Here is a 22,016-nt window from a genome sequence, read left to right as displayed (position 1 = left end):
TCACCTCACGGCCGGAATAGCCCTGCTCGGCACCGCAGGGATCCTCGGCATAGGCCAGAATGTCGCCGCGCCCCTTGCACAGGGCAATGGCCTCGTCGAGGGACCAGCCGCCGTTCGGGTCTATATTGACCGCTGCGTCGGGGAAGCGGTGCTTCAGCGCCTCGATGGCGAGCATCTCCTCCTCGCCGGCCAGCACGCCGCCCTTGAGCTTGAATTCGGTGAAGCCGTAGCGCGCCTCCGCCGCCTCGGCCAGCCGCACCACGGTTACGGGCGTCAGGGCCTCCTCGCTGCGCAGGCGTTCCCAGTCGTCGCTGGCGGCGCTCTCGTCGCGATAGCGCAGCGGCGTCTTGCGCCGGTCGCCGACATAGAAGAGATACCCCAGCATCTTGACCGCATCGCGCTGCTGCCCCTCGCCAAGCAATGCCGCCACCGGCAGGTCGAGGAACTGGCCTAGCAGATCGAGCATCGCCGCCTCCACCGCCGTCACCGCATGGATCGTGGTGCGCAAGTCGAAGGTCTGGAGGCCACGCCCGCTGGCGTCGCGGTCGGCGAATTCACGGCGCATCGCGTTGAGCACCGCGTTGTAATCGCCCAGGCCCCGCCCGACGACCAGCGGAACGGCATCTTCCAGTGTCTGGCGGATCTTTTCGCCGCCGGGCACCTCGCCCACGCCGGTCCTGCCCGCCGAATCCGTGATCAACACGATGTTGCGGGTGAAATAAGGCCCGTGCGCACCGCTGAGATTCATCAGCATGCTGTCCTGGCCGGCCACGGGAATGACCCGCATCGAGGTGACCTTCGGTGAATTGCTGACGATTGTATCGGACCTGGCCATGCGGCGCCTCCCTTCAGATGCTTCGGAATGGACGCGCGCCCGCCCGAATCGAAAATCGCGCATCATTTGAGCATCCCTATAATGAAAGCGCAATTATATAAAAGCCCCGATGTGCCAAATTGACCCGAAGCCACCATGAACTTCAGGAAACAGGTTGATTTCGGGGATTTATTTGGAAGAAATCTGCGACTCTTGCTTGCGCGCATTTGTCAGGTGCCAGGATGTTGACAACATCAGTCACGCAACTCTAGGATAAATGAAAGCGCTATTATTTGCGCCGCAATGTGCGGCGGGCAAGTGTTGCGCTTGTTTCGGAGCCCGGTTTCCGGGCGCCGTTACCGCAGAGGGAGTGGCGACCGCCCGGAGCGGCGGCCGGAAAGGGAGATCAGCATGATTGGAAAGACGACACTGGCCTTGTGCCTGATTGCGGCCACCGCTGCCGTGGCGCTGCCGGTACAGGCCGCGGACGGGCCGATCCGCGGCAACCTGCGACTGGTTATCGGGTCCAGATCGACCGGGGGCGACACATATCAGAACGCCAGCATCGTGGCGCAGGCGCTGTCCGAGAATATCGGCGTCAACGTCAAGGTCGACGCGGTGGGTGCCAGCGAGGCATTCAAGACGCTGCGGCGCGCATCGAACGGCCGCACGGTCATGATGTTTCATGATCAGTCCTATCTGGGCGAGCTTTATGGCGTGAACGGCTATTCGGATATCTTCGAAGAGTTCACTGTCGGCCCGACGGTGGCGATCAACCCCGGCGATGCCTTCGTCGCGCCCAAGAGTTCCCCCTATCAGACGATGGAAGAACTGCTGCAGGCCGCCGGTAACGGAACCCGGGTTCGCGTCGCCATCCAGCCCGGCGGCGTTTCCGAAATCGGCTACAGCGCGATAAAGAACGCCCTGAAGATCCGCTTTCCCGGCACCGAGGAAAACCTGGTGGCGGTGAACACCGGATCGCAGGCCGACAAGAACCAGCTTCTGTTCGACGGACAGGTCGACCTGATCCATGGCTCGGTACAGGCCAACGAACAATACACCCGGCTTCCGGCGGAAGACCAGAAGGCGATGAAATTCCTCTGGCTCGAGGCGCGCCGCGAGACCATCGAACAGGCCAACCCCGAGGGGATCGGCGAGACCACGCGCGAGGACCTGCTGCAATACGTGTCGCCGAACGTATCGGTGACGCTGGACGGCACGCAGGACTTCACCTTCGACAAGGAATTCTTCTTCATCTACAACAAGGACATGGATCCGGCCATCGTCGCGCAGATCGACGCATCGCTGGCGGAAATCTATGCCGGTGGCGAGATTCAGGAAATCCAGAAAAGATCCTTCTTCATCCCGAACTTCAAACCTTCGGCCGAGGCGCAGGTCTATCTGAAGGAAAAGCGGGATCGCTACGAGGTTGTCATAGGCAGCCACTGAGGTTGCGGCGCATGGCCCGCGCTGCGCGTGGGCCGCGCCCTGTCGGCGGGGTGGTCTGGTTTTACGGGAGGTTCCGGCGTGAACGACAGCAGTTTCCTTCAGGTCACGATCGATTTTTCGCTATCGCACCTGCTCTTTCCCTATATCATCCAGTGGGTGATGGCGGTGCTTGCGATCCTGATCGCCATCGTTCACGGGCCGGATGTGGTCCGCAGCCTGCAGGGCCGTGTCGCCGCGCAGATGCCGTCAAGGGACGGCTTCGATACCCGGCGGCTGTTCGGAACGCTGGCGCTTCTGGTGCTCTATTTCCTGTCGATGGACCGGGTCGGGCAGCTGTTTCCCAACACCGGCATGGGCTTTCTGCTGACGTCGATCCCCTTCATGTTCGCGCTGTCGCTGCTCTATGTGCATGACCTCGACCGCAGGAAGCTTGCGCTCATCGCGGCGAACGCGGTCGTTTCGCCGCTGGTGGCGTGGTTCGTGCTCGCCCGCCTCTTCTTCATCACCCTTCCCTGAACGCAGGACCACGAGGCCGCACCATGGAATTCCTGTCGCTTCTTTCGCCGATGTTCTTCCTCCTCGTTACCTTCGGGGCCCTGGTGGGTATCGTCTTCGGTGCCATTCCCGGCATGACCGCGACGATGGCGGTCGCCGTCTGCCTTCCGATGACCTACGGGCTCGACCTGAACGAGGGGCTGGCCCTGTTGCTGGGTCTTTATGTCGGGGGCATCTCGGGCGGGCTGGTGCCGGCGATCCTGCTGAACATCCCCGGCACGCCCTCGTCGATCACCACCACTTTCGACGGCTACCCGATGACCCAGAAGGGCGAGGGCGAGCGGGCGCTGAAGGTGGGTATCGCCGCCTCGCTGTTCGGCGGACTGTTCAGTGCGGTGGTGCTGTTTCTTTTCGCGCCGACGCTGGCGGATTTTGCCATCAAGTTCTCCTATGTCGAGAAATTCCTGATCATCCTCTTCGCGCTGACGGTCATCGCGTCGCTTTCCCAGCACCTGCTGCTGGGGCTGTTCAGCGGTGCGCTGGGGATCTGGTTCAGCCTGATCGGCACCTACGACATTTCGGTCGGCGGCAACGGCGAATACCGGCTGTTCCCCGAATTTCTTGCCCCCTATCTCGAAAGCGGGTTCGCGCTTCTGCCGGTGCTGATCGGCATGTTCGGGGTGGGCACGATCCTGCAGGATGCCGAAAAGGGCATCCGGGAGGAAAACGCCAAAGCCGTCAGGCTGGGCAGGGGGGCGCCGTTCTCGTTCTCGGTCTTCCGGGGGCAGATCGCCAACCTTATACGGTCGTCCTCGATCGGCACCTTTGTCGGGATGCTGCCGGGTGTGGGTGGCAGCGCGGCGTCGGTGCTGTCCTATACCCAGGCGAAGAATTTCTCGAAAAGCCCCGAGAAGCTTGGCAAGGGCGCGCCGGAGGGGGTTATCGCCTCGGAGGCGGCCAACAACGGGCTGACCGGCGGCGCGCTGATCCCGCTGATGTCGCTGGGGATTCCGGGCGACAGCACCACGGCGGTGCTGATCGGCGCCTTCACGCTTCAGGGGCTCCAGCTTGGCCCGCTGTTCATCGGCGAGCATCTCGACACCTGGAATGTGATGATGACCGGGCTGGTCTTCGCCAATTTCGTGATGTTCTTCATCATGTTTTTCGCCATCCGTTACATCGCCAAGGTCGTCACGGTGCCCAAGTACCTGCTCTACCCCGGCATCCTGATGATGTGCGTCGTCGGTGCCTACGCGATCAACTACGGCGTCATGTTCGATGTCTGGACCCTGCTGATCTTCGGCCTGTTCGCCTATCTCGGGCAGAAGGTCGGGCTCGAGGTTGCGCCGTTCATCATCGGCTTCATCCTCGGGCCGCAGGCCGAGGTCTATTTCGTCAAGACGCTGGAATCCTTCGGCAACCTTACGGTTTTCTTCACCAAGAGCCCGATTGCCGTCTTCCTCTGGGTACTGATCGCGCTTTCCATCGGTTTCTCGGTCTACTCGGCGGTCAGGAAGGCGCAGGGCGAACGCCGCGAGGCCGCGGAATGACCGCGGGAGCCGTCCGCACCCTTCGTATCGGGCCCGAGGACAATGTCGCGGTGGTGCTGGTGGCCAACGGGCTCGCGGCCGGGGCCAAACTCGACGAGGGGACGATCCTGCAAGAGGATGTGCCCTTCGGCCACAAGGTCGCGCTGACCGACATCGCCCCGGGCGGGGCGATCACGCGCTACGGGGTGACCATCGGCATTGCCGAACAGCCGCTTCCGCGTGGCGCGTGGGTCAATGAACACCGCATCCGCCTGCCCGAGCCGCCCGACCTTTCCGATCTGCCGCCGCCCGCGCCGGCGCAGCGGCGGTTGCCGGACCTGGCCGGCTACACGTTCAAGGGCTACCGCAATGCCGACGGCAGCATCGGGACCCGCAACATTCTGGCGATCAGCACCAGCGTGCAATGTGTTGCCGGCGTGGTCGACCACGTTGTCGAAAGGGTGCGGGCCGAACTGCTGCCGCGTTATCCGAACGTGGATGGCGTGGTGGCGCTGAACCACGCCTATGGCTGCGGCGTGGCGATCAATGCGCCCGATGCGGCGATCCCGATACGGACCCTGAAGAACCTGGCGCGCAACCCGAACTTCGGTGGCGAGGTCATGGTCGTCGGGCTCGGCTGCGAGAAGTTGCGCCCCGAATGGCTGCTGCCCGAGGGCGATGGAACCGCCACCATGTTCACCCTTCAGGAGGCTTCGAGCGGTTTTGCCGCGATGACCGAAGCGCTGCTTTCCCGGGCCGAGGAGCATCTGGTGCGGTTGAACCGCCGCCGGCGGGAGACCTGCCCGTCGGCGGAGCTTGTGGTCGGTGTCCAGTGCGGCGGCAGCGATGCCTTTTCCGGTGTCACCGCGAACCCGGCCATCGGCCACGCGGCGGACCTGATCGTTCGCGCCGGAGGCAGTGTCCTGTTCTCGGAGGTGACCGAGGTGCGCGATGCCGTGCACCTGCTTGCCCCTCGCGCGGCCGACGCGTCGGTCACCGAAGCGCTGGCACGCGAAATGGCGTGGTACGATACCTATCTCGCGCGGGGCGGTGCCGACCGCAGCGCCAACACGACGCCGGGCAACAAGAAGGGCGGGCTGTCGGGTATCGTCGAAAAGGCGCTCGGCTCGGTGGCGAAATCCGGCACCACGCCGCTGGTCGATGTGCTGGGGCCCGGCGAACGCATCCGGCGCAGGGGGCTGACCTTCGCCGCAACGCCGGCGGGCGATTTTGTCTGCGGAACGCTGCAACTGGCCGCCGGCATGAACCTGCACATCTTCTCGACCGGGCGCGGAACCCCCTACAACCTGAGCGTCGTGCCGACCCTCAAGGTCGCGACCAACTCGACGCTGGCGGCGCGCTGGCACGACCTGATCGATCTGGATGCGGGCCGCATCGTCACCGGCGATGCCACGGTCGAGGAGATGGGCCGGGACCTGTTCCGGTTCATCCTCGATGTCGCCAGTGGCCGCAAAACCACCGCTGCCGATCGGCTGGGCATCAGCAACGATCTGGTGCTGTTCAATCCCGCGCCGGTGACCTGATCCTTCGCTGCGCCGCCTCTGGCGCGCCCCGGGCGGATTCTCTATTGGCCATGGCGCGCGGTATTCGGTAGAAGCCGTTGCCACGATGCGGCCCCCGCCGGTATTTCCGGTGCCGATACCGATTGTTTCGGGAAGGGCGGATATTACATGGAGTTTCCCGCGTGCCACGAGCTTCGCACAGCGTGACATTGGAAGACGTTGCCCGGGTGGCGGGTGTGGCGCCGGCCACCGTGTCGCGCGCCATGAACAATCCCGAGAAAGTCGCCGGCAAGACGCTGAAGCGGATCAACGCGGCGATCGCGGCCACCGGCTATGTGCCCAACCTGCTTGCCGGCGGGCTGGCCTCGAACCGCAGCCACCTGATCGTGGCGATCATTCCCAGCATCCTCAATCCGGTTTACGCCGAAACCATCCAGAGCTTTATCGAGCGGCTCGACGGCACGGGATATCAGGTGCTGATCGGGGAATCGGGTTTTGGCCTCGACGAGGAGGATCGCCTGGTGACGACCATCCTCAGCCGGCGCCCGGATGCGATCTTTCTGACCGGCATCACCCATACGCGCGAATGCCGCCGCAAGCTGCTCGCCGCCGGAATCCCGGTTGTCGAGACATGGGACATCACGCCCACCCCGCTCGATCTGGTGGTCGGGTTCTCGCACGAGAGTGTCGGCCGCGCCGCCGCGAATTACCTGTACGATCGCGGGCACCGGCAATTCGGCATTGTCGCCGCCGACGACCCGCGGGCGCAGAACCGGAACGGAGCCTTTTGCGCCGAATTGGCCCGGCTTGGCGTCGAACGGGTGGAAAGCGCGGTGATTCCGGGCGTTGCGAGCCTTGCCCACGGGCGAATCGGGTTTCGCGATCTTGCAAACCGCGGATTCCGCAAGGGTGCGGTGTTCTGCAGTTCCGATACCATCGCCCACGGGGTGATCGCCGAGGCGCAGGCGCGGAAGCTGCGCATTCCCGGCGATATTGCCATTCTCGGCTTCGGCGATCAGAGTTTCGCTGCATATACCAATCCGGCGCTGTCCTCGGTGCGGATCGATCGGGCGGCAATGGGCGAACTGGCCGCGCATGCCGTTCTGGCACGGCTGAACGACGAACCCGTCAGCAATCCGATGGTCGATATCGGTTTCTCGATCATCGAACGCGATTCGGCCTGATCGGATTGCCGTGTCGCAGGCCCGGGCCGTCTCAGGCGGTTTCGGGTCGGGCGCCAGCGGATCTTGCCGGTATTCTGCATGAATATCGGTCCTCTTTCCCCGAACCCGCCAAGCGACAGGGCTGAAGGTCGCATTCGTTTGCGCAGCTTGAACTCTGTGTGCGTTATCCTGTATACAGAAGACAGAGACAGGAGATGTCAATACGCGGGTTGGATTCACGCGCGTTTGGCGGGTGGCGGTGTGTTGTGCGGCGTCGGGTGACGGCCGAAACATCAGACAGGGAACGGGAAACAGCATGACAAGCGGATTGAGAGTCGCCATGGCGATCGGGGATGCGGGCGGAATCAGCCCCGAGCTTGCGGCGAAGGTCGTCGCCGACCCCGAGGCCAACGCGGACGACCTGATGGTCATCGGCGACAGAAGGTTGCTCGAGCGCGGCGCCGCGGATGCCGGCGTGACACTCGACCTGCCGGTGATCGGGCTGGACGGGGTCGACGCCGCTCTGCCCGGCGGCAGCTTCATGGTGGACCTCGGCAATTGCGACCCGGATACCGTTCCGCAGGGCAAATCCAGTGCCGGAAGCGGCCTGGCGGCGGTGCAGAATTTCCGCGCCGCGCTGCTCGCCACCAATGCCGGCCACGCCGACGTGGTATTTTTCACGCCCTTCAACAAGCATGCGATGCGGCTGGCGCAGCCCGATTATGTCGACGAGATCGGCTTTATCGACGCAACCATCGGTGCGATGCAGAGCGGCCGCGAATTCAACGTTCTGGACGAGGTCTGGAACGCCCGCGTGACTTCGCACATTCCGCTGCGCGAGGTTGCGGACCGGATCACCGCCGAGCGCATCTATTCATCGCTCGTGCTGACCGACCGCATCATGCGCGGCGCCGGGTACGAACGCCCGCGGATCGGTGTCGCGGCGCTCAATCCGCACGCGGGCGATGGACGCAATTTCGGCACCGAAGATGACGACATTATCCTTCCGGCGGTCGAGCGCGCCGCCGCCGGGCAGCTTGCCGTGACCGGCCCGATCCCCTCCGATACCGTCTTCGTGCGGGCGATCCGGGGCGAGTTCGACGCGGTGATGACCATGTACCACGATCAGGGCCAGATCGCGATGAAGCTGCTGGGATTCGACCGGGGCGTGACCCTGATCGCAAACTATCCCTTCCCCATCGTCACCCCGGCCCATGGCACCGCCTATGACATTGCCGGTCAGGGCAAGGCCGATCTCGGCGCGACGCGGAATGCGGTGAAGCTCGGGCGGAAGCTGGCACTGATGGAAGAGCGCACCGGCCGGTCGCAGCCCTGCGGCAAGCTGTCTGATCTGTTCGCCCGCGCGCTCGACCGCGCGGCGGAATGGGAGAAACCCGTCACCTGATCCGGGCGGTCGATTTACACAGAGCCCGAAAACCGAAAATGGGAGGAAGACCATGAAATTCATTGTAAAACTGCTGACCACGGCCGCTGTCGCCCTGGGTGCCGCCGCGGGCGGTGCGCTTGCCGAATATCCCGACCGCCCGGTGACGATCATCGTGCCCTGGGGCGCCGGCGGCGGGACCGACACCATCATCCGCGTTTTCGCCATCGGTTTCGAAGAGGCGATGGGCCAGCCGATCAACGTGGTGAACCGCGACGGCGGCTCGGGCGTCGTCGGTCATGCCGCCATCGCGCAATCGCGCCCCGATGGCTATACGCTGGGGGCCTGCACGCCCGAAATCACCTATTTCAAGCCCGTCGGCCTGGCCGACATCACGCCGGAGAACTTTACCCTGATCTCGCGCCTGGCGCTGATCCCGGCCGGTCTGACCGTTGCGAAGGACAGCGAATACAAGGACCTGCCCGCGCTGATCGAAGCCTTCAGGGCAGAGCCGGCCGGCACCTTCACCTCGTCGGGCTCCGGCATCGGCGGGACATGGCACATGGCGACCGCCGGCCTGCTCAGGACCATCGGCGAGCCGATCGACAAGATCGACTTCATTCCCTCCAAGGGCGGTGCCCCGGCGTTGCAGGATCTCGTCTCGGGCGGGCTGAACCTGTTCACCGGCTCGCCGGTCGAGGCAAAGGCGCTGGCCGACGCGGGTGAGGTGAATATCCTCGCCATCATGTCCGACGAACGCTCCCCCGCCTTCCCGGACGTGCCGACGCTGAAGGAAAGCGGTATCGACTTTTCCATCGCCAACTGGTTCTCGCTCTGCGGACCCGCCGGCCTGCCCGAGGATATCACGGCACGGATCGCTGCCGCCGCCGGGACGGCACATGCCTCGGCCGTGGTGCAGGACGCGCTGGCCCAGCGGGGTATCACTCCCTATTTCGACGGGCCCGAGGCCTTTGCGGCCTTTGCCACCGATTTCTCGGCCGAGGCGGGCGAACTGCTCGGGGAACTCGGTCTGGTGAAATGACGATACCGTCGCCGGGGCCATGGTCCCGGCGGCCGCATCGCGGGGAGGCGAGATGAAACTGAACGACCGGCTGATCGGCCTGATCGCCATTCTGGGCGGCATAGCCATCATCGCGGGTACCCTGGGGTTCCGCGAGGCGCCGGGCCAGCAATTCGGCTCGGCCTTCTTTCCACGCATCGTCGGCGGTGCGGCGATCCTCGTCGGGATCGTGCAGATGGCTGTCGCCGCGCCCGGCCCGCCGATCCGCATCGCACCGGAACTGCGTAGCGCGGATGCGTTCTGCAAGCTTGCGGTTCTGGTGCTGGTGGTATTCTGGCTGCTGGCCGTTCAGTCGCTCGGCTTCCTGCTCACCACCTCGCTTGTCGTGCTGTTGCTGGCGCTGGTGCTCGGGGCGCGCCCGCTTCCGGCGCTGCTGACCGCCGCCGGCATTCCCGTGCTTCTGCACGCCATTTTCGCGCTGTTGCTGCGGGTGCCCCTGCCCCGCGGCGTGCTGGAGGCCTGGTTGACATGAACGTCATCATCGAAGCCCTTCATCAGGTATTCTCGGCCGAGGTTCTGCTGACGATCCTCGTCGCCAGTACGCTTGGCATCGTGCTCGGCGCGATCCCCGGGCTGACCGCTGTCATGGGCGTGGCACTGCTGGTGCCGATAACCTATTTCATGGACCCGGTTCCGGCGATCGCGGCCATCGCCGCGCTGGCGGCCATGGCGATCTTTTCCGGCGATATACCGGGCGCGCTGCTGCGCATCCCCGGCACCCCGGCCTCGGCCGCCTATGTCGACGACGCCTATGCGATGACCCGCGCCGGCCATCCCGAACGCGGGCTCGGTCTTTCGATGGGCGCGGCGATGACCGGCGGGGCGATGGGCGTGCTGCTGCTGATGTTCGCCGCCCCGCTGCTGGCCCGGTTCGCCACCAATTTCTCGTCGGTCGAATATTTCTGGCTTGCGCTGCTCGGGCTGAGCTGTGCCGCCATCGTCTCGACCGGTTCGGCGATCAAGGGCATCCTGTCGCTGCTGTTCGGGCTCTGGGTGTCGTTCATCGGGATCGACGCGGTTGCCGGGCAGGCGCGCTATACTTTCGGCTCGTATGAACTGATGGGCGGGGTCAGCTTCATTCCCGCGATGATCGGCATGTTCGCCCTGACCGAGATCCTGCGCAACGCGTCGCGCCGGGCGCCGCCGCGCGAAACCCCCAGGATGGGGCCGGTCTTTGCCGGGCTGTGGCCGAACCTCGCCCGGCGCTGGCGCAACCTGCTGCGCGGCGGTCTGACCGGCTCGATGATCGGTGCACTGCCCGGCGCCGGCGCCGATATCGCCGCCTGGGTCGCCTATGCGGTGGCCAAACGCCGCTCGAAGACACCCGACAGGTTCGGCAAGGGCCATGACGAGGGCATCATCGAGGCCGGGGCCTCCAACAATGCCGCGCTTTCCTCGGCCTGGGTGCCGACACTGGTTTTCGGCATTCCCGGCGACAGCATCACCGCCATCGTCATCGGCGTGCTTTTCCTGAAAGGGCTGGAACCCGGGCCGATCATCTTCATCAAGACGCCCGAACTGGTCTATGCGATCTTCATCGCCTTCCTGCTTGCCAACCTGCTTCTGCTGCCGCTCGGCTGGATGGTGATCCGGATTTCCCGCCATCTGCTGCGGGTGCCGCAATCGCTGCTCATGCCAATCGTTCTGGCGGCCTGCATCGTCGGCAGCTTCGCCATCAACAACACGATCTTCGGGGTGGCGGTGATGCTGGTGTTCGGTCTGGTGGGCTGGTTCTTCGAGGACAACGACATACCGCTGGCGCCGGCGATCCTCGGTATCGTTCTGGGACCGATGCTGGAATTCAACTTCGTCACCTCGATGCTGAAATCGAAGGGCGATCTGATGATCTTTGTCGAACGTCCTATCGCCGTCGTGCTCTGTCTTGTGGTGATTGCGCTCTGGGCCTCTCCGGTACTGCGCTGGATCAGGGGCCGCGCATGAGGATCGTCGACGCGCATCACCATTACTGGGATCCGTCGCGCAACTACCACCCGTGGTTGCGCGACATGCCGATGATCCCGTTCCGCTACGGCGACTATTCGGCGATCCGCCGCCCCTTCCTGCCCGAGGATTACGATGCCGCAGCCCGGAACTGGCAGGTCGCGACCACCGTCACCATGGAGGGCGAGTGGGATCCGGACGACCCGGCGGGCGAGGCTGTCTGGATGCAGGATCTTGCCACACGAACCGGGCGGCCCGGCGCGCATGTGGCGCAGATCTGGCTCGACCGGCCGGACTGTGCCGCCGTTCTCGACCGTTACGCCGATATTCCGCTGGTCCGCTCGGTGCGCCACAAGCCGCGCTCCACCGCCCGGCCGGGCATGGGAACCGGCGGTCTGTCGGATCCGGCCTATCTGCGGGGCGTGGCGCAGCTGGCGCACACCGGTCTGATGTTCGATCTCCAGACCAACTGGTGGCATCTGCCCGAAATCGCCGCGATCCGGAAGATCTCGGCCGATCTGCCGGTGATCGTCAACCACACCGGCCTGCCTTCGGACCGTTCGCCCGAGGGCATCGCGGGCTGGAGGCGGACGCTTGGAGCGGCTGCCGGGATGGAAAACGTCTATCTCAAGATTTCCGGCCTCGGCCTGCCCGGGCGTCCATGGCGGATCGAGGACAATTGCGACATCATCCGCATCGCCATCGACACGTTCGGGCCCGACCGCGCCATGTTCGCATCGAATTTCCCGGTGGACGGGCTGTGCGGCAGTTTTGATACCATCTTCGGCGGGTTCGAAACCGCCAGCGCCGATTATTCGCCGGCCGAACGCGCGGCACTGTTCGCCGGCACCGCCACGCGGATTTATGGGCTGGACGTGGCGTAATACCGCCGCCGGCGGATTTTCCAACGTCTGCCGCCGGACGGACGGCACCCTCCGGCGGCGGGCATCTGGCTTTTCTCAGTTCTCTCCAAGCTGGCCGGCGACAACCGTGGCACAGAGCGCCAGTGAGGTCGCGCCCGCATCGGGATGGCCGAGGCTGCGTTCGGCAAGCGGGCGGGCGCGGCCCAGCCTCGGCAGCAGATCGGCCGTCGCCTCCGCCGCCCCGGTCGAGCGGATCGCGGCCAGACGCCACGCTTCGGCAAGCCCGGTGCCCGCCCCGACCTCGGCCGACAGCGTTTCGACAAAGGGTGCGAACGCGTCGACCAGCGTCTTGTCGCCGACCTGCGCACCACCCAGACGCGTGACCGCCTCATAGGCTGCCGCAGCGCCCCGCGCGACGCTCTCGCCGGTCAGCGGCGCCTCGTCTGTCAACGCCGTGCCCCAGGCGCGCAGCAGAACGCCCCAGAGCGCGCCGGACGTGCCCCCGGCACGGTCGGCCCAGGCATCGCCCGCCATGCCCAGCACGGTGGCTGCCCCTGCCCCGGCCTGTGCAGCCTCCTGTGCTGCCGCCGCCGCCGCCCGCGAGCCGCGCGCCATGCCCTGCCCGTGATCGCCATCGCCCGCCTGCGCGTCGATCTGGCCGAGCATTTCCTCGGCATCGGCAAGGGCTGCGGCAACCTGCCCGACGATGCCGGCGATGCAGGCACCGGCCTGTTGCGAAGCCGCCGAGCCCTTTGCGATCGCGTCCCGTGTCACGGTTGTCGCCGCGAGATCGGCCGCCACCTCGCCGGCCGGCCCGGCAACGATGCCTCTGCGGAACGCGGGTGCGTCGGCCGGCGCGCGCCAGTATTCCTCCAACTCGCCGTCGAGCCAGAGGATCGACAGCGAACACCCCGCCATGTCGAGACTGGTCACGAACTCGCCGACTTCGGGATCGACAAGGGTCAGCCCCGCCGCATGAAGACCCTGCGAAATATGGTGCCAGAGGACGAAAAGCTCTTCGTATTTGGTCGAGCCGAGGCCGTTGAGCACCACGGCGACGCGGCCATCATGGCCCTCGGGGCGCTCCGCAAGAAGCGGCGCCAGCAGCATCGCGGCAAGTTCCGCCGCAGGAACGATCCGTTCGGTACGGATGCCCGGTTCGCCATGGATGCCGAGCCCGAGCGCGATATCGCCCTTCTCGACCGTGAACAACGGTGCGGACTGCCCCGGCAGCGTGCAGCCGTCGAACGCAACCCCGAACGAGACCGTGGCGCCGTTGGCGCGCTGTGCGACGGTCTCGACCGCATCCAGATCGAGCCCGGCCTCGGCGGCGGCTCCGGTAACCTTGAAGACCAGCAGGTCGCCGGCCACACCACGCCGCCTGGACCGTTCGCCGGGCGGGGCGCTGGCCACGTCGTCGGTGACTGCCAGGATGCGCACGTCGATCCCTTCGCCGCGCAGCCTTTCGGCGGCGGCGCCGAAGTTCAGCACGTCACCGGCGTAATTTCCAAACCCGAGCACGACCCCGCCGCCCCGGTTTGCCGCGCGCACGACACCCGCGACGGCACTTGTCGAGGGCGAGGCGAACACGTCGCCGGCCACCGCCGCATCGGCAAGCCCGGCGCCGATATAGCCGAGGAATGCCGGATAATGGCCCGAACCGCCACCGACGACCAGCGACACCTTGCCCGGCGCGGCGGCGGCGCGGCGCACGGCGCCATGATCCACCGGTGTGACACGGTTGCCGTTGGCGTTGCAGAAACCCGCCAGCGCCGTTGCGGCGAATTCGTCGGGCGCATCAAAGACCTTGGTCATCACGTTCTGTCCTGCTTGAGAGTATGCTGCGGATGTAGTCCCGGTTCAGGGCGCAGATATCGAGCCCGTCCCCGCCATAATGCTCGACAAGAAACGGGCTGTCGAAACCCAGTTCCAGCGCTGCGTCAATGGCCGCACGCCAGTTGATGGTGCCGCCGAGAAGCGGCGCCGGGTGGCTGGAAACCCGGCCCGAGGCGCTGTCTTCCATCCGGTAGTAGTTCTTTATATGCCAGTAGCCCGCGAAAGGCGCGCACAGCGCGATCATTTCTTCCCAGCGTTCAACCGGCCGGTAGAGCCGGATCAGGTTTCCGATATCCACGTTGAGCCTGACCGAGGGATGGTCGACCTCGGTCACGAAACGCACCGCATCCTTCGCCGTGCCGATATATGTATCCTCGTACATTTCGAGCGCAACCTGTACCCCGCAGCCCTCGGCATGGCGCGCCAGTTCGCGAATTCGCGTCACCGCCCGCGCATAGATCGCCGGATCGGCGGGGTTTTTCACCCCGTCCGCCGTCCAGAACCATGTTGCGCTGCGCTGTGCCGCGCTCAGCGGTCCGAAAAATCCGAAGCTCACGTAGCCCGCGCCGATCCCCGCAGCGGTATCGATGACGCGATGGCTGTAATCCAGGTATTCGTCCCCGTGTTCGGGGTCGATCACGCTGCGCCGCGCAGTCGAGATGGCGGGAACCGCCAGCCCGAGATCGCGGCAGATATCCATGAAGGCCGACAGGCGCGCGGCATCGAGATCGGCAATCCGCAACCAGCTGTCGGTGGGATCGACCGCATCGAATCCCGCCCTGGCCACCTTGCGCAGGGCATGCGCCCAATCCACCGGGTCAGCCTCCTGAACCGGTCTGCCATCGGCAAGCGTTGCCGGAAAAGGGATCATCGCCGCAGCGATGGGCCAGGTCTCCGCAGTCCAGTGCGTTTTCAACTGCCGTCCCTCCGCCGGTCGGGGTGCCGCTGTGCACCGAATATCCCCCTGCGTGCCGCCATCGTAACCCTCCCGAATCATGCTTGCTGCCATGCCGGACATTACTCCAACTCCGGCCTGGCATCAATTATACTGCATACAGCATGCATGGTGCATCATTGACTTTTGTCCAGCCCCTGCTTAGCCAAATCACACCATCAATGGGGAGACAACGGTGGGCGAACCCGGGACCGTGGCGCAGGGACAATCCGGCGCATCGAGGAAAATCGAGCGCCAGTCGCTGCACGACGCCATCCTGACACAGTTGCGCGACATGATCATCGAGGGCGACCTGGCACCGGGAACCCGCATCAACGAGGGCTTGATCGGCGAGCAGCTTGGAGTCTCGCGCACGCCCCTGCGCGAAGCGATCAAGTACCTCGCCAGCGAGGGACTGGTCGAGCTTGTGCCGAGCCGCGGGGCCGTGGTGAAGAAATTCACCGCCAGGGAAGTGCACGACATGCTCGAACTGATCCGCGTGCTTGAGCAATTCGCCGCGGCGCAGGCCTGTGCCGTGGCGTCGCCCGACGGCATCGCCGGCATACGGACGCTCCACGACAGGATGATGGTGTGCTACGAAGCCGGCGACCGGATGGGATATTACAAGCTCAACCAGCAGATTCACACCTCGCTGGTCGCTCTGGCGGGCAATGCGGCGCTGTCCGATATGCATGCGGTGCTGCAGAACCGGCTGAAGCGGATCCGATTTGTCGGGCATGAAGGACCCGAGAAATGGGCCGCCGCGATCGGGGAGCACATCGGGATGATCGAGGCGCTGGAAGCGCGCGATGCGGACGGACTGTCGGCGATTATCGGCGTGCATCTCGATCAGGCATGGGAGCGGGTCCGGAACACGCTGGAGAGCTGAGGGCGAGGATCCGCCGCGCCACCGCTTCGATGGCGGGGTCGGTTTCGTTCTTGCGCGTCCGCAACAATCCGTAATGCCCCATCAGGCTGTCCAGATGAACGGGCAGCTGGCATATCAGGGCGGTCTGCGCATAGAACCGCGCCACCGAGCGTGGCAGGACCGCAACGAGCCCGCTGCGGCTGACCATCGTGGTCGACACCAGCATCGACGATGTTTCAAGCCGGATCGTTGGAAGCGGCAGTCCGGCGCGGGAGAAGGCGAGTTCGATGGAGGTGCGCATGGGGCTCGGCCGGGGCTGCAAGATCCAGTCGCAATCCCGCAGGTGTTCGAGCGTCAGGTCGGTGGCCCCTGCCAGCGGATGACTGGCTGACGCGATGATCGACAACTCCTCGTCCCAGAGCGGCTCGAAGAGGATGCTGTCCATGCCGAATTGTTCGACCGGGCGGCCAAGCGCAAGGTCGAGTTGCCCTTCGTCGAGTGCGGCGATCAGGTGATCGGAGGTCGAAACCGTCAGGTTGACAAGCGGTCCGTTGCCCGATTGCAGCAGCGATTCCAGCACATCGGCCAGCACGCCCGGAACCGCCTCCATGATGGCTCCGAGCCGGACCGTGCCCAGTTCTCCGCGCGCGATGGCGGCGACCCCGTCGGTCATCCGGACCGTCTCCGAAATGATCAGCCGGGCATGGCGCGCAACCGCGTCGCCATAGACCGTGGGCTCCATGCCCCGCGATTTCCGGATGAAAAGTTCGACCCCGAGGGTGTTTTCCACCTCGCGCAGCAGCTTGGTCGCCCCCGGTTGCGACAGGTTCAGTTCGCGGGCCGATGCGTGAAGGTTCGCCGTCTCGGCCAGGCTTGCCACCAGCGCAAGCTGCTTGAAGCGAAGCCGCGACAGGATCGCCATGTCGAAGCCACGATGCATGTCGCAAATCCCCCCAGCAGCCAGCCGCTTCAGTCTTGAGGGGGAATTTATCATCACGATACCCGAAATTCCGAGTCTGTCCGTGCGCAGCCGCGAAGATGCCCGTGAAATTTCGCCGGCAGGCCGACAAACGCGCCATGAACTCTGTTCGGGGGCCGCGACCACGGGGAGAACATGTTGCAGCCGCGGCCCCCGCCCGGTCAGCGCCGATGCGACCGGGTCACCTGAGGTACTCCGTCAGCGCAAGCGATACGGCGGGCACATAGGTTACCAGCAGCAGCACAAAGGCCAGAACCCCGATGAACGGAAGGTTGGTGCGCGAGGTTTCCCAAATTCCCGATTTCGCGATCGAGCACGACGTGATGAGCACCGAAGCCACCGGCGGCGTCTGCTGGCCTATGGCGAGGTTGAGCGTCACCATGATCCCGAAATGCACCGGGTCGATCCCCACCGCCGTCACCAGCGGCATCACCACCGGCACCACCAGTATGATCGCCGCCGCGCCATGCAGGAACATGCCCAGCACCAGCAGCAGCAGGTTCAGCAGGGCCAGCACCACATAGGGATTGGTGGTGAGTTGTGTGATCTGCGCGGCAAGCTGTTGCGGCACCTGCGCCTGGGTCAGGAACAGGCCCAGTGCTGCCGATGTCGAGACCAGAAGCATCACGACGCCGGTCTGGCTGATCCCCTCCAGCATCGTGCGGCGGAGGCGCGAGAGGTCGAGATCGCGGTAGATGAAGACGCCGATGATCAGCGCCGCGAGAACCGCAAGCCCGGCCCCCTCGGTCGCCGTCACGATCCCCGAGAAGATGCCGCCGAGGATGATCACCGGCAGGGTCAGCGCCCAGAACGCCTCGCGGAAGCTTTTCCAGATATGGCAGAGGTCGAAGCCCTCGGCGCGCGGCAGGTCGTAGCAGACGGCAAGGACATAGGTCACCGCCATCAGCAGGCCGCCACCAAGAACGCCGGGGATGATGCCGGCGACGAAAAGCGTCAGCACCGAGGTTTCCGTGATCGCGCCATAGAGGATCATCGAGATCGATGGCGGGATGATGATCGCCAGCGAGGCAGAGGACGATGTGATCGCGGCGGCAAGCGTGCTCGAATAGCCCCGCCGCTTCATCTCGGGGATCAGGACCGTTCCGGTCGCCGCCACATCGGCAACCGCAGACCCCGAGATTTCGGCGAACACCATCGAAACCCCGATGTTGACCATTCCCAGTCCGCCGCGGACAAAGCCGATCAGTGCCGAAACGAAATTGATGAGCCGGACCGAGATGCCGGAGGTGTTCATCAGGTTGCCCGCAAGGATGAAAAGCGGGATGGCGATCAGCGGGAACGAAGTTGCCCCGGTATAGAGCGCGATGACCATGTCATAGAGCCGCGTCGGCCCCGATGTCAGCACGAACCCGCCGACCGAAACCATCCCGATCGCCACCGCGATCGGCACGTTGATCATGATCAGCCCGATCAGCGCCACTGTCGTCAGAAGCAGGATCATGACCGGTCTGCCTTTTCTTCCTGTGCCCTGCCCTGCGTGCCGGCTTCGGCCTCGGCGATGGCTTGTTCGATTTCGCTGTGTTCGCGGTCCACTCCCGCCGCCGCATCGCGGAGATTGCGCGGCATGGTCAGCACCGTTCCGACGATCATCAGTACCGCCGTGACCGGGATGACCGACTGCACGATATCGAGCGTCAGCCACGGCAGGCTGAGAAGCGAATCGTATGCCGCGACCGGCAGGACGGCATAGCCGTACCAGGCGACGATCGCGAAATAGCCGACCACCAGAAGCTCGGTGAAAAACGCCAGTGCGATGGCGAAGTTGCGCGGCAGCGCCGTCACAAGGCCCGCAAACCCCATGTGCTGGCGCATGAAGACGGCATAGGTCGCCCCGAAATAGGTGAGCCAGGCCAGCAGCACGCTGGCCACCTCGTCGTACCAGGACGGGGACGCGCCAAGGTAGCGCATGGTCGTCGAATAGATGACGGCGCCGGTCAGCATCAGCAGCAGCAGGATGCTGATGGTCTCGATCAGGCGCAGCAGGGATTTTTCGAAGATTGCGATCATGATTTCCGCCGGAAAGAAACCTGCCGGCAGCTCCGGCAGGTTCTGGATCATTGAATCACTCGGCGAGCGCCTGTGCCTTGCTTACAAGTTCGGCACCACCCGGCACCTGTTTGGCAAAGGCCTCGTAAACCGGGGCCGAGGCGGCGATGAAGGCGTCCTTGTCGACCTCGTTGATCTCCATGCCGGCGGAACGGACCCTGTCGATCAGCTGGTTGTCGGCGTTCTCGCCCTCGGCCAGCGACCAGCCCTGAACCTCTGCCGCAACCGCGTCGACTGCGGCTTTCACATCACCGGGCAGGCCGTCCCAGGTCCTGCCGCCGGTGGTGAGATAGGTCGGGGAATAGACGTGCCCGGTCAGACTCAGGTATTTCTGGACCTCCTGGAAATTCGCACCGACGATATTGGTCAGCGGGTTTTCCTGGCCGTCCATGGTTCCGGTCTGCAGCGCGACGAACACTTCAGAGAACGCCATCGGCGTCGGGTTGGCGCCCCATTGCTTGAACATCGCCACCCGCCATTCCGACGAGGGCGTGCGGATTTTCAACCCGGCGAGATCGGCCGGCGCATTGACCGGCTTCTTGCTGTTGGTCACCTGGCGGAAGCCGTTCTCCCATGTGGAGATGACGTGCAGGCCCGCCGCCGCAGCCTTGGGGCCAAGTTCGGTCCGGACGATATTCTCGTCGATGGCCCTCAGGTGGGCGCGGTCCTTGACCAGAAACGGCATCTCGAAAAGCCCGAACTCCGGCGAGACGTTGGTCATGATCGACGAAATGAGCGTGAACTGCACCGTTCCGAGGCGCAGCTTCTGCATCAGTTCCTTTTCGTCCCCCAATTGCCCGTCGGCGTAGAATTCGATCTTGTGCGCATCGCCGAGCCTTGCGGCCAGATCCTCGGCAAACTTCGCGGCGCTGCGTCCTTGCAGGCTGTTGGACGCGGCCCCGACGGCAACGATATAGGTATCGGCCACCGACGGCAGGGCGCAGAGCGCTGTCGTACAGGCAAGAATGCCTGCGCTCAGGCCAGTGAGATGGTGTTTCATGCGTTCTCCTCCTTGGCTGGAGAACCCGCACGCACTCCTGGCGACGTGGCCCTCCGACCGCGCGACCCTATTGGATTTCTGGTGATCGTGAAAAATGGAAACACCTGATCTTTTGATAACCAAAAGAAATCGCAGCGCAGGAACCCGGGCCATCCTTGCAGCGGTAACGGCGGCTATCCGCGCGCGCGATCCGGCGCTGCCGCGGTGTTTGCGGGACCGGACCGGTTTTCCACCAGTGGTTGTCAACATGTATCTCCCACCATCGACGGCACACGATGCGCCGCCGGTCTCAGAAGGCGCGCCGATAGATTTCAGTGATGTCATGCACCGTCAGATCGCGGGGGTTCCAGTCGAGAAGGCGTCGGATGCCATGCGCTTCCCGCGCCATCTCGTCCAGAGAGTCCTCGCCGACTCCGTAGCTGCCGAGTCGCATGTCAATGCCCATAGCGTCGCAGAAGCTGTACGCGACCTCGAACGGAGCGGCCCCTTCGCTGCCGCCTAGCGCAGTTATCACTTGCGCCGTCTTGCCGGGTGTTGCCGGCGCGTTGGCCTCCAGCGTATGGGGGAAGATCAGTGCGTTGGCGATACCGTGGGCAATATTGTGGTGCGTACCCAGCGGATAGGAAAGCGCGTGACCGGCAGTCGTGTTGACCGGGCCGAGGCAAACCCCGCCGTAGAGCGCGGCAAGCGAGAGGCCGGTACGTGCCTCGATATCGTCCCCCTCGTCGACCGCGCGCTTCAGGTATCGCCCGACCAGCCGGATCCCTTCGAGCGCATAGGCGTCGATCAGCGGGTGGGCGCGTTTCGATGTCAGCGCCTCGACGCAATGGGCCATGGCGTCTACCCCGGTTGCCGCGGTTACGAAAGGCGGAGCGCTTGCGGTCAGTCCGGGATCGACGATTGCCAGATCGGCAAGCATCTGCGGGCTTTCGGTTGCAACCTTGTTCCGGGTTTCCGGATCGGTGATCAGGGCCCGGGTTCCCACCTCGCTGCCGGTTCCGGCGGTGGTCGGAATCTGCACCAGCGCGGCACGGCGCGCCGGTGCCCTGTCGGCGCCGGAGATATCGGTCAGCGACCTGCCGCTGCCCGCCAATACGGCAACGAGTTTGGCCAGATCCATCGCGCTTCCGCCGCCGAAGCCGACAACAACTGCCGGGGCGTCGCCGAATGCGGCCTCTGCCCGCGCAAGGGCAGCCTCCAGATCGGGGATTTCGGGCTCTGACGCGATTTCGCCGAAAACCACCGGATTATCGAGGTCAAGAAGATCAACCCGCGCCGCATTGAAGGTATCGGTCACGACATAGGCCCTGCCGCCACGGGCGGCGACAAATTCACGCAAACGACAAAGGGTCCCCGCGCCGAACCGAATCTCCCGTGGGCGCAACAGGGTGATGGGATGCTGAAGATCGAGCATGAATGCCTCCTCGGGTCAGTCGATGATTCCGGACGCCAACACAGGTTTCACGCGCATCAAAACAAGTTGTCAACTAATTTGTCCCTGCTCAGTCTGGATGCGGAAAGGAAACCGGTCCATCTCACCTGAAATCTGCCTTTCTCACTGGTATTTACGTAAAAACCAGCCGCTTGGTAGTAATGCTACAAGATTGCTGGCCGCCATTTTCTGTTGACAACTTGTTATAATCCATGAGACTCGCAAGAAGTCCTTTGCTGGAGGGTCGCGGGATGGGGGAAAGTTCGCGTGGGGACATCTGGATCGGGGTCGGGCTTCTTGCGTTCTGCGGCTTTGCCGCGCTGAGGACAATTCGCATCCCTTCGGTGGCGACGGGCACCTCCGCCGGTCCGGATTTCGTTCCCTGGCTGATGATTGCATCGATTTCCCTCCTGTCTGCCGCACTGATCCTGCGTGCATTGGGGCAGCGCAAGCTCAGGCCGCTCGCGGCGCAAAACACCCCGGAGGATCAGGACGATGCCATCGACCTGACGATGCAGCGGAATACAGCACTGCGAATCGCGGCGTTCGTCGCGTTGCTGATCTCCTATGCGGCACTCTTCATGCCGCTTGGCTATTTCGCCACCACCATCACGGTCTTCATTGCCGGAATGGCGCTGCTGGGAGAGCGGCGGCCGCT

Annotated in this window: 20 protein-coding genes; 12 read left to right on the top strand and 8 right to left on the bottom strand. The window is 64.5% G+C overall.

The window, feature by feature from the left end:
- On the bottom strand, positions 1-835 hold an 835-nt coding region (locus tag ACK5IR_RS14655), incomplete at its 3' end, for an enolase C-terminal domain-like protein (protein WP_416929913.1).
- A gap of 390 nt (positions 836-1,225) precedes the next feature.
- Here ACK5IR_RS14655 and ACK5IR_RS14650 point away from each other — a divergent pair.
- From ACK5IR_RS14650 to ACK5IR_RS14605, 10 genes are all read left to right on the top strand, one after another.
- Positions 1,226-2,263 carry a hypothetical protein gene (locus tag ACK5IR_RS14650; protein WP_416929912.1) on the top strand — a complete coding sequence of 346 codons (1,038 nt, stop codon included), beginning with the start codon at positions 1,226-1,228 and terminating at the stop codon, positions 2,261-2,263.
- Between the two features lie 78 nt (positions 2,264-2,341).
- Positions 2,342-2,779: a tripartite tricarboxylate transporter TctB family protein gene (locus tag ACK5IR_RS14645; RefSeq protein WP_416929911.1), complete on the top strand. Its 438-nt coding sequence runs from the start codon at positions 2,342-2,344 to the stop codon at positions 2,777-2,779.
- 23 nt (positions 2,780-2,802) lie between these two features.
- Positions 2,803-4,308, top strand: a complete 1,506-nt coding sequence (locus tag ACK5IR_RS14640) for a tripartite tricarboxylate transporter permease (protein WP_416929910.1) — start codon at positions 2,803-2,805, stop codon at positions 4,306-4,308.
- Positions 4,305-5,831, top strand: coding sequence for a galactarate dehydratase (garD, locus tag ACK5IR_RS14635; protein WP_416929909.1), 1,527 nt, complete (start codon positions 4,305-4,307; stop codon positions 5,829-5,831). The genes ACK5IR_RS14640 and garD overlap by 4 nt, the downstream gene beginning before the upstream one ends.
- A 161-nt stretch (positions 5,832-5,992) precedes the next feature.
- Positions 5,993-6,994 carry a LacI family DNA-binding transcriptional regulator gene (locus tag ACK5IR_RS14630; protein ID WP_416929908.1) on the top strand — a complete coding sequence of 334 codons (1,002 nt, stop codon included), beginning with the start codon at positions 5,993-5,995 and terminating at the stop codon, positions 6,992-6,994.
- A gap of 319 nt (positions 6,995-7,313) precedes the next feature.
- The gene (locus ACK5IR_RS14625) at positions 7,314-8,378 is read left to right on the top strand and encodes a 4-hydroxythreonine-4-phosphate dehydrogenase PdxA (RefSeq protein WP_416929907.1); all 1,065 of its coding nucleotides are present in this window, start codon (positions 7,314-7,316) and stop codon (positions 8,376-8,378) included.
- A 52-nt stretch (positions 8,379-8,430) separates the two neighbouring features.
- Positions 8,431-9,399, top strand: a complete 969-nt coding sequence (locus ACK5IR_RS14620) for a tripartite tricarboxylate transporter substrate binding protein (RefSeq protein WP_416929906.1) — start codon at positions 8,431-8,433, stop codon at positions 9,397-9,399.
- Between the two features lie 52 nt (positions 9,400-9,451).
- Positions 9,452-9,910: a tripartite tricarboxylate transporter TctB family protein gene (locus ACK5IR_RS14615; protein WP_416929905.1), complete on the top strand. Its 459-nt coding sequence runs from the start codon at positions 9,452-9,454 to the stop codon at positions 9,908-9,910.
- Positions 9,907-11,379: a tripartite tricarboxylate transporter permease gene (locus ACK5IR_RS14610; RefSeq protein WP_416929904.1), complete on the top strand. Its 1,473-nt coding sequence runs from the start codon at positions 9,907-9,909 to the stop codon at positions 11,377-11,379. The genes ACK5IR_RS14615 and ACK5IR_RS14610 overlap by 4 nt, the downstream gene beginning before the upstream one ends.
- On the top strand, positions 11,376-12,263 hold the full coding sequence (locus ACK5IR_RS14605; protein WP_416929903.1) for an amidohydrolase family protein: 888 nt from the start codon (positions 11,376-11,378) through the stop codon (positions 12,261-12,263). Before ACK5IR_RS14610 ends, ACK5IR_RS14605 begins: the two co-directional genes overlap by 4 nt.
- Positions 12,264-12,338: 75 nt before the next feature.
- On the opposite strand, the gene ACK5IR_RS14600 is transcribed toward ACK5IR_RS14605, so the two are convergent.
- Together ACK5IR_RS14600 and ACK5IR_RS14595 are read right to left on the bottom strand one after the other, a co-directional pair.
- Positions 12,339-14,057, bottom strand: coding sequence for a dihydroxyacetone kinase family protein (locus ACK5IR_RS14600; protein ID WP_416929902.1), 1,719 nt, complete (start codon positions 14,055-14,057; stop codon positions 12,339-12,341).
- Positions 14,041-14,994: a sugar phosphate isomerase/epimerase family protein gene (locus ACK5IR_RS14595; protein ID WP_416929901.1), complete on the bottom strand. Its 954-nt coding sequence runs from the start codon at positions 14,992-14,994 to the stop codon at positions 14,041-14,043. Before ACK5IR_RS14595 ends, ACK5IR_RS14600 begins: the two co-directional genes overlap by 17 nt.
- A 214-nt stretch (positions 14,995-15,208) precedes the next feature.
- Here ACK5IR_RS14595 and ACK5IR_RS14590 point away from each other — a divergent pair, with 214 nt between their 5' ends.
- A complete protein-coding gene (locus ACK5IR_RS14590; RefSeq protein WP_416929900.1) occupies positions 15,209-15,901 on the top strand; it encodes a GntR family transcriptional regulator in 693 nt (230 codons plus the stop codon).
- Here ACK5IR_RS14590 and ACK5IR_RS14585 read toward each other — a convergent pair.
- The 5 genes from ACK5IR_RS14585 to ACK5IR_RS14565 all read right to left on the bottom strand — a co-directional run bounded on the left by ACK5IR_RS14585 (position 15,843) and on the right by ACK5IR_RS14565 (position 21,340).
- Positions 15,843-16,820 (bottom strand): LysR family transcriptional regulator, encoded by a 978-nt coding sequence (locus ACK5IR_RS14585; RefSeq protein ID WP_416929899.1) that lies wholly within the window; start codon positions 16,818-16,820, stop codon positions 15,843-15,845. The two genes, ACK5IR_RS14590 and ACK5IR_RS14585, sit on opposite strands and share 59 nt — an antisense overlap.
- Before the next feature lie 220 nt (positions 16,821-17,040).
- Positions 17,041-18,321 carry a TRAP transporter large permease gene (locus ACK5IR_RS14580; RefSeq protein ID WP_416929898.1) on the bottom strand — a complete coding sequence of 427 codons (1,281 nt, stop codon included), beginning with the start codon at positions 18,319-18,321 and terminating at the stop codon, positions 17,041-17,043.
- Complete coding sequence (locus ACK5IR_RS14575) at positions 18,318-18,887, bottom strand: TRAP transporter small permease (protein ID WP_416929897.1); 570 nt, start codon at positions 18,885-18,887, stop codon at positions 18,318-18,320. The genes ACK5IR_RS14580 and ACK5IR_RS14575 overlap by 4 nt, the downstream gene beginning before the upstream one ends.
- A gap of 55 nt (positions 18,888-18,942) precedes the next feature.
- On the bottom strand, positions 18,943-19,926 hold the full coding sequence (locus tag ACK5IR_RS14570; RefSeq protein WP_416929896.1) for a TRAP transporter substrate-binding protein: 984 nt from the start codon (positions 19,924-19,926) through the stop codon (positions 18,943-18,945).
- A gap of 289 nt (positions 19,927-20,215) precedes the next feature.
- On the bottom strand, positions 20,216-21,340 hold the full coding sequence (locus ACK5IR_RS14565; protein WP_416929895.1) for an iron-containing alcohol dehydrogenase: 1,125 nt from the start codon (positions 21,338-21,340) through the stop codon (positions 20,216-20,218).
- 269 nt (positions 21,341-21,609) lie between these two features.
- On the opposite strand from ACK5IR_RS14565, the gene ACK5IR_RS14560 reads away from it, so the two are divergent.
- Positions 21,610-22,016, top strand: a 407-nt coding sequence (locus ACK5IR_RS14560; protein ID WP_416929894.1) for a tripartite tricarboxylate transporter TctB family protein, incomplete at its 3' end; no start/stop codon positions are given.

The organism is Tropicimonas sp., assembly GCF_047971885.1.
Classification (GTDB): Bacteria; Pseudomonadota; Alphaproteobacteria; order Rhodobacterales; family Rhodobacteraceae; genus Tropicimonas.
This window is presented reverse-complemented; position numbering and strand designations above follow the sequence as displayed.